The 15,042-nt window shown below is 68.5% G+C and carries 12 protein-coding genes and 1 pseudogene; 4 read left to right on the top strand and 9 right to left on the bottom strand.

What is annotated here, in order from left to right:
* Positions 1 to 26: 26 nt before the first annotated feature.
* The 3 genes from efp to HPF_RS09575 all read left to right on the top strand — a co-directional run bounded on the left by efp (position 27) and on the right by HPF_RS09575 (position 2,426).
* Entirely contained in the window at positions 27 to 581 is a 555-nt protein-coding gene (efp, locus tag HPF_RS09585; RefSeq protein WP_066158929.1) for an elongation factor P, read from the top strand.
* Positions 582 to 647: 66 nt separating this feature from the next.
* Complete coding sequence (locus HPF_RS09580; protein ID WP_066158932.1) at positions 648 to 1,526, top strand: AEC family transporter; 879 nt, start codon at positions 648 to 650, stop codon at positions 1,524 to 1,526.
* A gap of 30 nt (positions 1,527 to 1,556) precedes the next feature.
* Positions 1,557 to 2,426 carry an LOG family protein gene (locus tag HPF_RS09575; protein WP_133156466.1) on the top strand — a complete coding sequence of 290 codons (870 nt, stop codon included), beginning with the start codon at positions 1,557 to 1,559 and terminating at the stop codon, positions 2,424 to 2,426.
* Here the strand turns inward: HPF_RS09575 and HPF_RS09570 are convergent.
* Genes HPF_RS09570 through HPF_RS09560 form a run of 3 tightly spaced genes read right to left on the bottom strand, consistent with a single transcriptional unit; the run spans position 2,423 to position 8,267 of the window.
* On the bottom strand, positions 2,423 to 3,793 hold the full coding sequence (locus HPF_RS09570; protein WP_243721714.1) for an efflux transporter outer membrane subunit: 1,371 nt from the start codon (positions 3,791 to 3,793) through the stop codon (positions 2,423 to 2,425). The genes HPF_RS09575 and HPF_RS09570 overlap by 4 nt on opposite strands.
* Positions 3,786 to 6,938 carry an efflux RND transporter permease subunit gene (locus tag HPF_RS09565; RefSeq protein WP_133156464.1) on the bottom strand — a complete coding sequence of 1,051 codons (3,153 nt, stop codon included), beginning with the start codon at positions 6,936 to 6,938 and terminating at the stop codon, positions 3,786 to 3,788. Before HPF_RS09565 ends, HPF_RS09570 begins: the two co-directional genes overlap by 8 nt.
* A 12-nt stretch (positions 6,939 to 6,950) precedes the next feature.
* Positions 6,951 to 8,267 (bottom strand): efflux RND transporter periplasmic adaptor subunit, encoded by a 1,317-nt coding sequence (locus tag HPF_RS09560; RefSeq protein WP_066158942.1) that lies wholly within the window; start codon positions 8,265 to 8,267, stop codon positions 6,951 to 6,953.
* Positions 8,268 to 8,421: 154 nt separating this feature from the next.
* On the opposite strand from HPF_RS09560, the gene HPF_RS09555 reads away from it, so the two are divergent.
* On the top strand, positions 8,422 to 9,156 hold the full coding sequence (locus HPF_RS09555; RefSeq protein WP_243721713.1) for a TetR family transcriptional regulator: 735 nt from the start codon (positions 8,422 to 8,424) through the stop codon (positions 9,154 to 9,156).
* Here HPF_RS09555 and mnhG read toward each other — a convergent pair.
* The 6 genes and pseudogenes from mnhG to HPF_RS09525 form a co-directional block, all read right to left on the bottom strand.
* Positions 9,122 to 9,376: pseudogene (gene mnhG / locus HPF_RS09550) on the bottom strand (monovalent cation/H(+) antiporter subunit G); the annotation flags it as partial. The gene HPF_RS09555 and the pseudogene mnhG sit on opposite strands and share 35 nt — an antisense overlap.
* A gap of 4 nt (positions 9,377 to 9,380) precedes the next feature.
* Positions 9,381 to 9,656 (bottom strand): K+/H+ antiporter subunit F, encoded by a 276-nt coding sequence (locus tag HPF_RS09545; protein WP_133156463.1) that lies wholly within the window; start codon positions 9,654 to 9,656, stop codon positions 9,381 to 9,383.
* Positions 9,653 to 10,180: a Na+/H+ antiporter subunit E gene (locus tag HPF_RS09540; protein ID WP_133156462.1), complete on the bottom strand. Its 528-nt coding sequence runs from the start codon at positions 10,178 to 10,180 to the stop codon at positions 9,653 to 9,655. The genes HPF_RS09545 and HPF_RS09540 overlap by 4 nt, the downstream gene beginning before the upstream one ends.
* On the bottom strand, positions 10,177 to 11,808 hold the full coding sequence (locus HPF_RS09535) for a monovalent cation/H+ antiporter subunit D (protein ID WP_133156461.1): 1,632 nt from the start codon (positions 11,806 to 11,808) through the stop codon (positions 10,177 to 10,179). Before HPF_RS09535 ends, HPF_RS09540 begins: the two co-directional genes overlap by 4 nt.
* A complete protein-coding gene (locus HPF_RS09530; RefSeq protein WP_066158952.1) occupies positions 11,805 to 12,149 on the bottom strand; it encodes a Na+/H+ antiporter subunit C in 345 nt (114 codons plus the stop codon). The genes HPF_RS09535 and HPF_RS09530 overlap by 4 nt, the downstream gene beginning before the upstream one ends.
* On the bottom strand, positions 12,146 to 14,980 hold the full coding sequence (locus tag HPF_RS09525) for a monovalent cation/H+ antiporter subunit A (RefSeq protein ID WP_133156460.1): 2,835 nt from the start codon (positions 14,978 to 14,980) through the stop codon (positions 12,146 to 12,148). Before HPF_RS09525 ends, HPF_RS09530 begins: the two co-directional genes overlap by 4 nt.
* Positions 14,981 to 15,042: the final 62 nt, after the last annotated feature.

Genomic DNA, 15,042 nt, shown 5'->3' with positions numbered 1-15,042 from the left:
ACCGCGGCCCAACTGTTGGAACCCCTATGAAAATCGCCCAAGAAATCCGCGCCGGCAACGTGATCATGCACGGCAAGGACCCCATGATCGTCCTGCGCACCGAGTACGCCCGCGGCGGCCGCGGCGCCGCCACCGTCCGCATGAAGCTCAAGGGCCTGCTGGGCAACATCGGCACCGAAGTCGTCTTCAAGGCCGACGACAAGATGGACCAGATCATCCTGGACAAGAAGGAGTGCACCTACTCCTACTTCGCCGACCCGATGTACGTCTGCATGGACACCGAGTACAACCAGTACGAAGTGGAAGCCGAGAACATGGGCGACGCCCTGAACTACCTGGAAGACGGCATGGCCGTTGAAGTGGTGTTCTACGAAGGCAAGGCCATCTCCGTCGAACTGCCCACCAGCATCGTGCGCGAGATCACCTGGACCGAACCCGCCGTCAAGGGCGATACGTCCGGCAAGGTGCTCAAGCCCGCCAAGATCGCCACCGGTTTCGAAGTGGCCGTACCGCTGTTCGTGGAACAGGGCGACAAGATCGAAATCGACACCCGCACCGGCGAATACCGCAAGCGTGTCTGATCCGGTCTCCGCTCCACAGAAAGGCTCCCGCAAGGGAGCCTTTTTTGTTGTTGCTACCCTTGCACCATGGACCTTCTCTCCCGCATCGCCGACGTCATCATCCCGGTCTTCCTGATCGTGGCCATCGGCTACGGCTACGCGCGCCGCAAGGTGCCGGACCTGTCCACCTTCAACCGCATCGCGCTGGACGTGCTGGCGCCGGTGCTGGTGTATTCGGCTCTGGCGGCCAAGGACTTCCACCTGGCCGATCATGTGCCGCTGCTGATCGGCGGCACGGTGCTGATCCTGGGCAGCGGCCTGCTGGCCTGGCCGCTGGCGCGCTGGTTCGGTGCACAGCCGCGCACCCTGGTGCCGGTGGTGATGTTCAACAACTGCGGCAACATGGGCCTGCCGCTGGCCCTGCTGGCCTTTGGCCCGGCGCACTTCGGTGCGGCGGTCGCGCTGTTCTCGGTCAGCAACCTGTTCCACTTTTCGATCGGCGCGCGCATCACCAGCGCCTCGGCCCGCACGCGCGACCTGCTGACCAGCCCGCTGATGATCGCCACCGTGCTCGGGTTCGCCAGCGCGCTCACCGACCTCCGTCCGCCCGACGTGCTGCTGGGGGGCCTGAAGCTGCTGGGCGATGCGATGCTGCCCATGATGCTGTTCGCCCTGGGCGTGCGACTGACCTCGCTCACCCGTTCCGGTCTGGCACTGGGTCTGCTGGGTGCACTGGCCAGACCCCTGCTCGGCCTGGCCATCGGCATCCCTCTTGCTTGGGCCCTGGGACTGGAGGGCGCGGCGCGCGGACAGCTGCTGCTGTTTGCCGCCCTGCCCCCGGCCGTGATGCAGTTCATGCTGGCCGAGCGCTACCACCAGGAGCCCGACAAGGTCGCCGCCATGATCATGCTGGGCAACGCCCTGGCAGTGGTCTTCGTGCCGCTGGCCCTGGCCATCGGGCTCTGATCCGTTTTTGTCTGTCACCGAGGATTTCGCATGGAAACCACCCAACACCTGAGCGAACAGCGCATCGCCGACGCCTGGGCCGACCTGCAGGCCCATTCCAACAGCGGCAACGCCCTGCAGGCGGATGCCTACCGGCTGGCCTTTGCCGACCCCGAGTTCCTGTTGCGACGCGAGACCCGCGGCATCCGTTTCCAGCTGGAAATGCTCAAACCCGACCTCGCGCAGCAGCAACTGGGCATCGAGAACACCATCGTGGTCTTCGGCAGTGCGCGCTTCCGTGAGCCAGACGAGGCCAGAGCCAACCTGGAGAAGGCCATCGAGGGCGGTGACGCCGAAACCATCCGCAAGGCCGAGGCGCTGCTGCGCAACGCCCACTACTACGACGAGGCGCGGGAGTTCGCCCGCATCGTGGCGCGCTACAGCCGCGGCTGCCCGCGGCACGACCAGCTGTTCATCTGCACCGGCGGCGGCCCGGGCATCATGGAAGCGGCCAACCGCGGGGCACACGACGAGGGCGCACTCAACGTCGGTCTGAACATCTCACTGCCGCACGAGCAGTCGGGCAACCGCTTCATCTCGCCCGAGCTGAGCTTCAAGTTCCACTACTTCGCACTGCGCAAGATGCATTTCATGATGCGCGCGAAGGCGCTGGTGGCCTTTCCGGGCGGCTTCGGCACGCTCGACGAGCTGTTCGAAGTGATCACCCTGGTGCAGTGCAAAAAGGCCAAGCCGGTGCCCATCGTGCTGTTCGGCAGCCACTACTGGAAGCGCCTGCTGAACCTGGAGGTGCTGGTCGAGGAAGGCACGATATCGCCCGAGGACCTGAACCTGTTCAAGCTGGTCGACGACCCGCAGTCGGCCTGGGACCACATCGTGCGCTTCTACGACTTGAGGACTTAATACCCTCCGCCGAGGGCTTTGTACAAAGCCACCTGGTTCTGCTGCTGCGCCAGCCGGGTCTGTGCCAGCGCCTGCTGGGTGGCGAACAGCGAGCGCTGCGCGTCCAGCACATCGAGGTAGCTTGCCACGCCGTTGCGGTAGCGCAGTTCGGCCAGGCGGAAGCGATCTGTCTCTGCCTGAGCCTGAGCTTCCTGGGCCGCGAGCTGTTCGCCCAGTGTGGCGCGCCCGGCGAGCGCGTCGGCCACCTCGCGGAACGCGACCTGGATGGCCTTTTCGTACTGGGCCATGGCGATGTCGCGCGCAGCCTTGGCCGCGTCCAGGTTGGCCTGGTTGCGCCCCATGTCGAAGATCGGCAGCAGGGCCTGCGGCGCCAGCGTGAAGCCCCAGGACCCGTCCTTGAACAGGCCCGAGAGCTCGGTGCTGACGGTGCCGATACCAGCGGTCAGCGAGATGCGCGGGAAGAACGCGGCCCGCGCGGCACCAATGTTGGCGTTGGCCGCGACCATCTGCTGTTCGGCCTGCCGGATGTCGGCGCGGCGGGTCAGCAGTTCCGACGGCAGACCTTCGGGCACCGGCTGGAACGGCGCCACGTCGCCCGCGCCGGGCAGCAGGTTCGCCGGCACCTCCTGCCCCACCAGCAAGGTCAGGGCATTGAGGTCGAGCGCGATGGTCCGGCGCTGTTGCGCCAGCGTGGCGCGCGCCGCCGCGGTCAGGGACTCCGCCTGGCGCAGGTCCAGCGCGGACGCGGCACCGTTGTCAAAGCGCAGCTTGGTCAGCCGCAGCGAATCCTCGCGCGTGGCCAGGGTGCGCTGGGTCAGCGCCAGCAGCGCCTCGTCGGTCTGCAGGCTGAGCCAGCTGCTGGCCACCGAGGCGACCAGGCTGGTCTGCACCGCGCGCTGCGCTTCCTCGCTGGCGAGGAACTGGGCCAGCGCGGTGTCCTTGAGGCTGGCCACGCGGCCGAAGAAATCCAGCTCCCAGCTGGCCATGGCCAGACCCGCCGTGTAGGTGCTGCTGATGTCGCCGCTGGGGGTGGGCTGGCGGTTGCCGGCCACCGTGGCGTTGACGGTCGGCACCTGGTCGGCGCGGCGCACCTGGTACTGCGCGCGCACCTGTTCGATGTTGAGTGTCGCCACGCGCAGGTCGCGGTTGTTCTTCAGCGCCAGCGCCACCAGCTCGCGCAGGCGGGCGTCGGTGATGAAGCTCTCCCACGCCTGCACCGGGCCGCTGGCCGTGACCGAGGCCGGCTGCCCTGGGAAAGTGGCCGGCACGGGGGCCGCGGGACGCTCCAGCGTGGGCGTCATCGAGCAGCCGGCGATCAGGGCCGCTGCCGCCAGCGCGCCAAGAGAGAAGAAACGGGTGTCAGGCATGGTGTACCCCATGGTGTTGGGCCTCGGACTCGTGCAGGCGCTGCTGGCGCTCGCTGTCCTTGAAGAATGTGCGCACGAGGACGAAGAAGATCGGAACGAAGACCACCGCCAGCACGGTGCCGGTCAGCATGCCGCCGATCACGCCGGTGCCGATGGCGCGCTGGCTGGCCGAGCCGGCCCCGCTGGCCAGGAACAGCGGCAGCACGCCCAGGGTGAAGGCCATCGAGGTCATCACGATCGGACGGAAGCGCATGTGCGCCGCCGCCAGCGCGGCCTGGATCACGTTGTGGCCCTGGGCCTGCATGTCCTTGGCGAACTCGATGATCAGGATCGCGTTCTTGGCCGACAGGCCAATGATGGTGATCAGACCCACCTGGAAGTAGACGTCGTTGGCGTAGCCGCGCAGCAGCGTCGCCAGCAGCACGCCGAGCACGCCCAGCGGCACCACCAGGATCACGGCCATCGGGATCGACCAGCTTTCGTACAGCGCGGCCAGGCAGAGGAACACGGCCAGGATGGCGAAGGCGTAGAGGATCATGGCCTGCGAGCCGGCGAGTTTTTCCTCGCGCGACTGGCCCGTCCATTCGAAACCGAAGCCCTGCGGCAGCTTGGCCGCCAGCGCCTCCATCTCGGCCATGGCCTGGCCGGTGCTCACGCCCGGCGCGGCGCTGCCGCTGATGCGCATGGCCGGGTAGCCGTTGTAGCGCACGGTCTGCATCGGGCCGGTGATCCAGTGGGTGCTGGCAAAGGCCGACAGCGGCACCGCCTGCCCCTTGTTGTTGAGCACGTTGATGCGCAGCAGGTCTTCGGGCTGCATGCGGGCCGTGGCATCGGCCTGCACCACCACGCGCTGCAGGCGCCCGGCGTTGGGGAAGTCGTTGACGTAGCTGGAGCCCAGCGCGGTGCCGATAGCGGCGCTGATGCTGTCGAAGCCCACGCCCAGCGCATTGGCGCGGTCGCGGTCGATGTCGATCTGCAGCTGCGGCGCGTCTTCCAAACCATCCGGCCGCACCTGGGTCAGCAGCTTGCTCTGCGAGGCCATGCCCAGCATCTGGTTGCGCGCGGCCACCAGCGCGTCGCGGCCCAGACCGGCGCGGTCCTGCAGGCGGAAGCTGAAGCCAGACGACGCACCCAGTTCAGGGATGGGGGGTGGGCTCAGCGGGAAGATGAAGGCATCCCTGATGCCCGACAGCGCACCGAAGGCCCGGCCGGCGATGGACTGAGCGTCGCTGCCCGGCGCCGTGCGCTCGGCCCAGTCCTTGAGCGTCACGAAGGCGAGCGCCGCGTTCTGGCCCTGGCCCGAGAAGCTGAAGCCCAGCACGCTGACCATGCTCTGCACTTCCGGTTGCTGCAGCACGAAGCCTTCGACCTGCTTCATCACGTCCAGCGTGCGTTCCTGGGTCGCACCCGGCGGCAGCTGCACGTTCACCAGCATCGTGCCCTGGTCTTCATTGGGCAGGAAGGAACCGGGCAGGCGCTGGTAGACCAGTGCCACGGCCACCACGATGGCGACATAGATCAGCATGGTGCGGCCCGCGCGCGGCAGCAGGCGCGACACGCCTGCCTCGTAGCGCTTGGCGGTGCGAGAGAAGGTGCGGTTGAACCAGCCGAAGAAGCCCTTCTTCTCGTGGTGGTGCCCGGCCTCGACCGGTTTGAGCAGCGTGGCGCACAAGGCGGGCGTGAGCGACAGCGCCATGAAGGCCGAGAAGGCGATGGACACGCCCATCACCGCCGCGAACTGGCGGTAGATGTTGCCCACCGAGCCACTGAAGAAGGCCAGCGGCACGAACACCGAGATCAGCACCACGGTCACGCCGATGATGGCGCCCGAGATCTGGCCCATGGCCTTGCGCGTGGCCTCCAGCGGCGGCAGGCCCTCCTCGCTCATGATGCGCTCGACGTTCTCCACCACCACGATGGCGTCGTCCACCACGATGCCGATCACCAGCACCATGCCGAACATGGTCAGCACGTTGATCGAGAAGCCCATGGTCAGCAGCGCGGCGAAGGTTCCCAGCAGCGCCACCGGCACCACCACCGTGGGAATCAGCGTGTAGCGCCAGTTCTGCAGGAACAGCAGCATCACCAGGAACACCAGGGCCACGGCTTCGGCCAGGGTCTTGGCCACTTCCTGGATCGAGATCTTCACGAACTTGGAGCTGTCGTAGGGAATCGTCCAGCTCATGCCCTTGGGGAAGAACTTCTCCAGCTCGGTCATGCGGGCACGCACGGCTTCCGCGGTGGCCAGCGCGTTGCCGCTGGGCGCCAGCTGCACGCCGATGCCAGTGGACGGCTTGCCGTTCAGGCGCGCCGAGGTGGCGTAGCCCTGGGCGCCGAGCTCGATGCGGGCCACGTCCTTCAGGCGCACGGTGGCGCCGTCGCTGCTGGCGCGCAGCACGATGTTGCCGAACTGCTCGACGCTGGCGAGCTGGCCATTGACCACCACGGTGGCCGAGATGCTCTGCCCTGCCACGTTGGGCAGTGCGCCGATTTCACCGGCCGAGACCTGGGCGTTCTGCGCGCGGATCGCGTTGGTGACGTCGGCCGCGCTGAGGTTGAAGCCCAGCAGCTTGGCCGGGTCGATCCAGATGCGCATCGCACGCTCGGTGCCGAACAGCTGGGCCTGGCCCACGCCGGGCAGGCGCTGGATTTCAGGCACGACGCTGCGCGAGGCGTAGTCGCCCAGTGCCACCGGGTCCAGGGCGGGGTCGTCGCTGGTCAAGATCGCGAACAGCAGGAAGTTGTTGCGCGACTTGTCGACGCGCACGCCCTGCTGCGTCACGGCCGCGGGCAGGCGGGGCGTGGCGCGCGCGAGCCGGTTCTGCACATCCACCTGCGCCAGGTCGGCGTTGGTGCCGGGCTCGAAGCTCAGCGTGATGCTGCCGGTGCCGTTGGCCTGGGCCACGGCTTCCATGTAGATCAGGCCCGGCGAGCCGTTCATCTCCTGTTCGATGACGGACAGCACGCTGTCTTCCAGCGTCTTGGCCGACGCCCCCGGGTAGGTGGCGTTGATGATGATGGAAGGCGGCGCCACCGGCGGGTACTGCGCGATCGGCAGCTGGGTGATGGACACCGCGCCCGCCACCATGATGAAGAGCGCGATCACCCACGCGAAGATGGGGCGCTCGATGAAGAATTTCGCCATGTCGGGCGCTCCTTACTTGGCGGCTTCCGCAGCGGGTTTGGCTTCGGCAGCCGGCTTGGCAGCATCGGCGGGCTTGGCGTCCGCCGCGGCAGCGGCCGGAGCTGCGGGCTGGCTACCCGGTGGCGCCCAGGGCACGGCCTTGACCGGGGTGCCCGGGGGCATCATCTGCAGCTTCTGGAAGCCGTCGACCATCACCTGTTCGCCGGCCTTCAGGCCATCGAGCACGACCCAGCGGCCGCCCTGCTGCCCGCCCACCTTGACCGGGCGTTGTTCGATCTTGCCGTCCGCGCCCACCACCGACACCGTGTCGCCCTGGGCCGTGCGCGTCACCGCCTGCTGCGGCAGCGTGATGGCGTTGCTCGCCACGGCCTGCTCCAGCCGCACGCGCACATACAGCCCCGGCAGCAGCATGCCGCCCGGATTGGGCACCTCGGCGCGCAGCGTCACCTGGCCGGTGGTGGCGTCGACCGTCAGATCGGAGAACAGCAGCTTGCCCGGCTTGGCGTGTTCGCTGCCATCGTCGAGCACCACGCGGACCGCGGCAGCGCCGTCACCGGCGCCCTTGAGCTGGCCGGCCTCCATCGCGCGCTTCAGGCGCATGGCCTCGGTGGCCGACTGGGTGAAGTTGACATACAGCGGGTCGACCTGCTGGATCACGGCCAGCGCGGTCGCCTCGCCTTGCCCGACCAGCGCGCCCTCGGTCACCAGCGCCCGGCCGATGCGGCCCGAGATGGGTGCGGTCACGCTGGCATAGTTCAGATTGATGCCCGCGGTTTGCACAGCGGCCTTGGCGGCGGCCACATCGGCTTCGGCCGCCTTCTGGGCCGCCACCGCGTTGGTGTACTCCTGCTGACTGATCGCGTTCTCGGCCACCAGCGGCTTGTAGCGCTCGGCCACAGCGGTGGTGCTGGCCAGGTTCGCCTGGGCGCGGGCCAGGCTGGCCTGGGCACTCTGCAACGTGGCCTGGTAGGGCGCGGCGTCGATGCGGAACAGCGCCTGACCGGCCTTCACATCGCTGCCTTCCTTGAACAGGCGTTGCTGCAGGATGCCGGCCGCGCGGGCCCGCACCTGTGCCACGCGAGAGGCCTCCAACCGGCCCGGCAGTTCGGTCTGCAGACCGACATCGCCTGGCTGCACGGTCACCACGCCCACTTCCGGCGCGGGCATGCCCCCACCCGGTGCGCCGCCACCGGCGGGCGGTGCATCGGCCTTGCCGCAGGCGGCCAGCGCCGCCACCAGAGGCAACAGCAGGAAGGTCTGGCGCAGACGAGCGCCAGAGGATGTGCGCGCCGCGGGCGGCGTCGGGGAAACGGGGGATGAAGCGGGCATGAAGAACCTCATGGGCGACGGATGAAGACGGAACCTGGACGGACACGCCATCCTGCGCAAAGCGCATGCCAGCGTTACCGAAGGGGTCGCAGTATACATACAGACACGAATGTATGTATATTCGCAGGGTTGTTTTTTATACCAACAGATCACCATGGTCCGACGCACCAAGGCCGACGCCGAAGCCACCCGCACCGCCCTGCTCGACGCCGCCGAACAGCTGTTCCAGGCCAACGGGGTCTCACGCACCTCGCTGCAGGACATCGCGAGCGCGGCAGGCACCACGCGCGGTGCGATCTACTGGCACTTCAAGGACAAGGCCGCCCTGTTCAACGCCATGATGGACCGGGTGACACTGCCTCTGGAACAGTCGACCTATGCCGCGCAGGTCGAGGAAGCGCCGCTGCAGCAGATGCGCATGTCGGTGCTGACGGCCTTGCGCAAGACCGCCACCGACGAACAGGCGCGCCGCGTGTTCGAAATCGCCACCCAGCAGGTCGAGTACAACGGCGAAATGCTGGCCGTGCGCGAACGCAAGCTGCGCTGGCGCGACGAGTACCTGCTCTATCTCACCCAGCAGTTCGAGGCCGCAGCCGCCGACGCGGGCATCCGGCTGCCCATCCCCAACCGCAGCGCGGCATTGGGACTCAAGGCCATCCTGTCCGGCCTGCTCGACAACTGGCTGCTGGACACCAAGGACTTCGACCTGGTCCAGGTCGGCAGCCAGGTGATGGACAGCTACCTGGCGGGGCTGGGTTTCAGTGTCCTGGAGGCGCCGAAGGCGGCAACTCTTCTGGCGCCTGTGCGCGCGAAGGCAGCCCCAGGTGCAAGGCAGCCTGCGCCAGCAGGTTCGCCGACACCGGCGCGGTCACGAAAACGAACAGCGTGATCAGCAACTCGGCAAGGCCGGGCCGCCCCTGCGCCCAGCCCAGCAGCAGCGAAGCCAGCAGCACCCCACCCACGCCCAGGGTGGACGACTTGGTGGGCGCGTGCAGTCGCATGTAGAAGTCGGGCAGGCGCACCATGCCGATGGCGCCCACCAGCAGGAAGAAGGCACCGACCACGATCAGGATCGCGGCCGCCCATTCGATCACCGGGTTCAGTTCCATCGTTTCACTCCACCACATCACCGCGGCTGAGGTAGCGCGCCAGCGCCACCGTGCCGACAAAACCCAGCAGCGCCACGATGAGCGCAGCCTCGAACAGCAGCGGGGTCTGCCAGCGCAGACCGAGCAGCACCACCAGCGCCACCAGACTCAGGTAGAGCGTGTCCAGCGCCAGCACCCGGTCGGCGATAGCCGGGCCGCGCAGCAGGCGCCAGCCGCACAGCAACAGGGTCAGGGTCACGGCGCCGATGCCGATGCCCAGCGCGATCTGCAGAATGCTCATGCGGAGGCCTCCCCATCCTGGCCAAAAACCGCCATCAGTGGCGTCTCGTAGCGCGCCTTCATGTCGGCCACCATGCCGGCCGCGTCCTCGCAGTTCAAGGCGTGCACCCAGATGCAGCCTGCGGATTCGTCCACCACGGCCGAGACGGTGCCCGGCGTCATGGTGATGATGCTGGCGAACAGCGCGTTGACCCGGTGGTGTTCGCAGGCCAGCGGCACGCGCAGCCAGGCCGGTTGCGGACGGCTCATGGGGCCGAGCACCAGCCGGGCCACGGTGATGTTGGACAGCACGATGTCCCACAGCACCACGAAGGTCAGACGGATCGCGGCGCCCCAGTGGATCGGGCTGCCCGCGTGCAGCAGCCCCCGCAGCAGCCGCGGCACGATCAGACCCAGCAGCGCGGCCGAGAGCAGGTGCACCGGCTCCAGGCTGCGCGAGAGCGCCAGCCAGCTGGCCGCCAGCAGCAGGGACAGCACCGGGTGGTCGAACCAGCCACCGCGGCGGTCGAGGGTGTCGGATTTCATGGTTGCCTCTCCTGGACGGGTGCGCCGCGCTGGCCGTCGTAGGGACGCGTGCTGGGCGGTGCGTCCGGCCCGAGCACGGCGCGCACGTAGTCGGCGTTGACCGCGAGTTGCGCCGCGGCGGCGTCGGTGTAGCGTTTGACCGGCGCGGCCAGCACCGCCAGCGCCACCGTCAGTGCCATGAAGGCCCAGACCGGCGCCTGCAGGTGGGCACTGCCGCCCGGGGCACCGTCGTCCACCGCCGGCTGCACGTGCCAGAACACGATGACACCCGCGCGCGCCAGGCCGATGATGGTGAGGAAGCCCACCCCCAGCACCACACTCCAGACCCAGGCCTGCGCCACCAGACCGCTGCTGGCCTGCAACACCATGAGCTTGCCCAGGAAGCCCGGCAGCGGCGGCAGGCCCGCAGCCGAGGCGGCGCCGAACAGCAGCATCACGCCCAGCAGCACCGGCTCGCGCACCGCGTGCGCCGGCTGCAGCCGGTCCATGGTCTCGCCGCGCTGCGCCGCGATCAGCTCCACCAGCAGGAACAGGCCCGCCACCACGATGGTGCTGTGCAGCGTGTAGTACAGCGCGGCCGACAGCGTCGCCGGACTGAACAGCCCCACCGCGGCGAGGATGGTGCCCACCGAGGACACGGTGAGGTAGCCCACCAGCCGGCCCAGGCCATGCGCCGCCAGCGCGCCCAGCACACCCAGCGCACTGGTGGCCAGGGCCAGCGGCAGCAGCCAGTCGGCCACCGCCAGCGCGGCGCCACCGGCCTCAGCACCGAAAATCTGCCAGTGCACCCGCACGATGCTGTAGACGCCCACCTTGGTCATGATGGCGAACAGCGCCGCCACCGGCGCGCTGGCCGCGGCGTAGGTGCCGGGCAGCCAGAAGTACAGCGGCAGCATGGCGGCCTTGAGGCCAAACACCACCAGCAGCACCAGCGCGGCGGCCTGCGCGAACAGCAGGGTGTCGCCCTGCAGCAGCGCCAGGCGCCGGCCCACATCGGCCATGTTCAGCGTGCCGGTGGCGGCGTAGACCAGCGACAGACCGATCAGGAACAGGCCCGAGGCCACCAGGTTGAGCACCACGTAGTGCACGCCCATGCGAAAGCGCTCGCGCCCCTGGCCGTGCACCAGCAGCACGTAGGACGCGATCAGCAGCACCTCGAAAAACACGAAGAGGTTGAACAGGTCGCCAGTGAGGAAAGCGCCGCACAGGCCCATGAGCTGGAACTGGAAGATGGCGTGGAAGTAGCGGCCACGCCCGTCCCAGCCACTGGCGGCATACCAGAGCACCGGCAGCGCGACCAGGTAGGTCAGCAGCACCATCAGCGCCGAGAGCCGGTCGACCACCATGACGATGCCGAACGGCGCCGGCCATTCGCCCAGGCGGTAGACCAGCAGCTCGCCGCCGGCCGCGTGCCGCACCAGCCCCACCGCCATGAACAGGCCGAGTGCCGTGGACAGCAGCGCGATGCGGCGGCGCCAGCGCAGCGGCGCGTCGTCGTGCGCCCCGCCCTGCCCGGCCATGCCGCCGGCATCGCCGATGAGTAGCAGCACCGCCGCCGTCAGCATGGGCAGCACCACCGACAGCACCGGGGCGTGCTGCAGCCAGAAACCGAACAACGAACCCGTCATGCGCGCGGCCCTCCGCGCTCGTGGCCATCCACGTGGTCGTTGCCGCTTTCATGGCGGCTGCGCAGCGCCAGTTCCACCACGAAGCCGGTGGTCGCAAAGCCGATCACGATGGCGGTGAGCACCAGCGCCTGCGGCAGAGGGTCGGCCACCGGACCCTCGCCCACCAGCACCGGCGCGGCGTTGCTCCACAACCGGCCCATCAGGAAGATGAACACGTTGACCGCATACCCGAACAGCGACAGCCCCAGCACCACCGGGAAGCTGCGACCGCGCAGCATGAGGTAGATGCCGGTGGCGGTGACCATGCCCACGCCGGTGGCGAGAAGAAATTCCATGCTCATGCGGCACTCCTTGGGGTGGGGGTGGCGGTGGCGGGCAACTCGCGCGAGGCCTGACCCAGCACCGAGATCGTCAGCAGCGTGCTGCCCACCACAGTGAGGTAGACGCCCAGGTCAAAAATGGCAGCGGTGGCCAGCGGCAGTTCGCCCAGCATCGGCACATGCGGGTGGCCGTGGGCACTGGTCAGAAACGGACGGCCGAGCGCGAACGCGCCCACGCCGGTCAGACCGGCAATGCCCAGGCCGCTGCCGACCCAGCGCACGAAGCGGCGCCCGCCGCCCGCGCGCAGGAACTGCTCGGCCCGCGCCTGACCCAGCGACATGAACTGCAGCACCAGCGCCACGGCCGTGATCAGCCCGGCGATGAAACCACCACCGGGCAGGTTGTGGCCGCGCATGAAGATGTAGAGGCTGAACACCAGGGCCAGCGGCAGCACCACCGACGCGGCCACGCGCAGCAGCAACGGCTGTTGTGCGAAGGTCCAGGCGCGGCCCTCGGGGTCCATGCCCGGGCGGCGCGTGCGCAGGCCGTCCATGAGCGCCAGCACGCCGACGGCGGCGATGCCCAGCACGGTGATCTCGCCCATGGTGTCGTAGCCGCGGAAGTCCACCAGGATCACGTTGACCACGTTGGTGCCGCCGCCCTTGGGCAGCGACTCCTGCAGGAAATACCACGAGATGGATTCGTGGTCGCGCGTGAGCACCAGCCAGGTGATGACCGACATGGCCGCGCCGCCACCCAGCGCCAGCAGCGCGTGCAGGCCCTTGCGCAGCGCCGGGGTTTCTTTCGGGCTGGTCTGAGGCAGCAGAGCCAGGCCCATCAGCAGCAGCACGGTGGAGACGATGTCCACCGACAGCTGCGTCAGCGCCAGGTCGGGCGCGGAGAAGCCCAGGAAGGTGAGCGAGGCCGCCACACCGACCACACCCACCAGCACCACGGTCTGGAAGCGCTGGTGGTGCGTGCGCGCGATGGCGATGCAGGTCAGCAGCAGCAGCGCCCACATGGCCCAGGCCAGCGGCGTTGCCGGCATCTGGGGCCGGGTCCCGGTGCCGATGCCGCTGCCCAGAAACGGCAGCGCACCCAGCACCAGCGCGGTCAGCAGCAGCCAGCCCACGTAGCGTTGCAGCGAACCGGTTTCCAGCCGCGCCGTCAGCCGGCCCGAGAGGCCGAACAGGCGGTCGATCAGCCATTCGAAAATGCTGCGGCCCGTGGCCACACCGAACCAGTTTTCCGACGCGATGTGGTGCAGGCGTCGGCCCTTCGCAAGCCACAGGTACAAGCCCACGCCCACCGCCAGCGCAATGGCGCTCATCAGCAGCGGCAGGTTGAAGCCGTGCCAGATCGCCAGGTGGTACTCGGGCAGTGCCTGGCCCAACAGCGCGGTCGCGGCCACGTGCACCAGCGGCCCGAAGGTGAGCGCGGGCGCCAGGCCGACCGCGATGCAGATGATCACCAGCAGCATCGCAGGCAGCTTCATGCCCAGCGGGGGCTCGTGCGGGTGATCGTTCGGCACATCGCCCAACTCGCCGTTGAAGTAGGTGTCGTGCACGAAGCGCAGCGAGTAGGCCACGCTGAAGACGCCGGCGAGGGTCACCAGCGCGGGCACCAGCCAGGCATAGATGCCGCTGGTGCCGACCACGGCTTCGGTGAAGAACATTTCCTTGGACAGGAAACCGTTGGTCAGCGGCACGCCGGCCATGGACGCGGCCGCCACCATGGACAAGGTGGCCGTCCAGGGCATGAACTTCCACAGCCCACCGAGCTGGCGCATGTCGCGCGAATGGGTCTCGTGGTCCACGATGCCGGCGATCATGAACAGCGAGGCCTTGAACGCCGCGTGGTTGAGCACGTGGAACACGGCGGCCACGGCCGCCAGCGGCGAGCCCAGACCGATCAGGAACACGATCAGCCCCAGGTGGCTGACGGTGGAATACGCGAGCAAGCCCTTGAGGTCGTGTTTGAAGATCGCGATGAAGGCCGCGAACAACACCGTGGCCAGTCCGGCCGCGCTGACGATGGCCTCGAAATGCCCGGTGCCGGCCAGCACCGGGTACAGGCGCATGAGCAGGAAGACGCCTGCCTTGACCATGGTGGCCGAGTGCAGGTAGGCCGAGACCGGTGTGGGCGCGGCCATGGCGTCGGGCAGCCAGAAGTGGAACGGGAACTGCGCGCTCTTGGTGAAGGCGCCCAGCAGGATCAGCAGCAGCGCGGGCACGAAGCGCGGGTCGGCCTGGATGGCCGCCACGTTCTTCGCCATGGCGCTGAGTTCGTATGTGCCCGCGATCTGGCCCAGCAGCACGAAACCGCCCAGCATGGCCAGGCCGCCGCCGCCCGTGACGGCCAGGGCCTGCCGCGCCCCGGCGCGCGCGTCGGCACGGTGGCTCCAGAAGCCGATCAGCAGGAAGGACGAGATGCTGGTCAGCTCCCAGAACACCACCAGCAGCAGCAGGTTGTCCGACAGCACCACGCCCAGCATGGCGGCCATGAACAGCATCATGAAGCTGTAGAACTTGCCGGCCGAGTCCTCGGGCGCCAGGTAGTAAGCCGCGTACAGCACGATCAGCAGGCCGATGAACAGGATCAGCCCGGCGAACATGAGCGAAAGGCCATCGAGCCGGAAGCTCAGCTGCAGGCCGATCTCGGGCACCCAGGGCCAGGCGTTGATCACCGTCTGGCCGGCGAACACCGCCGGTGCCTGCGCCAGCAGCAGCGCGAGCGCCGACGCGGTGACCAGGCCGGCGGCCAGGGCGGTGAGAGGGCGGGACTTTGAACCGAGGCAGGCGGTGGCCACGGTCCCGAGCAGCAGAGGCAGCAAGACAATCAACAAGAGCACGGTGCTTCCTTCGGGTGAGCGGGCATTCTAGGGAGCACCACCCACCCCGCGAGTTCCCGGGG

The organism is Hydrogenophaga pseudoflava, from assembly GCF_004353865.1.
GTDB lineage: Bacteria > Pseudomonadota > Gammaproteobacteria > Burkholderiales > Burkholderiaceae_C > Hydrogenophaga > Hydrogenophaga pseudoflava.
This window is presented reverse-complemented; position numbering and strand designations above follow the sequence as displayed.